This window comes from Limosilactobacillus difficilis (genome assembly GCF_947387495.1).
Lineage (GTDB): Bacteria > Bacillota > Bacilli > Lactobacillales > Lactobacillaceae > Limosilactobacillus > Limosilactobacillus difficilis.
Window position 1 is genome coordinate 1 of record NZ_CANDNU010000126.1, and the last position, 279, is coordinate 279.

The window sequence follows — 279 nt, forward strand, 5'->3', positions numbered from 1 at the left end:
TGATACCTGATGTCACGCCGAATGGCGTTTTTTATTTACCACCAACTGGGTGGCTAACTTCATTCTATAATCCACCACGAGAAAAATTACCAGTAAAACTGCATATGCAGTGAATCATTTTTTTGTTGAGTTGCGTCAGAAGCTTGGCAAGAGTGCTTACTATCGCATTTTTAAAACAATTACTTCTGATAATGGTTCTGAATTTAGTGGCTCTTTGTCAATCGGTACTGATGATAAATTTTGGGAAAACTAGGCTATGCTACTAATGGCATTGGTCTA

Annotated in this window: 1 pseudogene; it reads left to right on the plus strand. The window is 37.6% G+C overall.

The features are described from left to right. Nucleotides 1-76: 76 nt before the first annotated feature. A pseudogene (locus QOR82_RS09445) lies at nt 77-208 on the plus strand (IS30 family transposase); the annotation flags it as partial. Nucleotides 209-279: the final 71 nt, after the last annotated feature.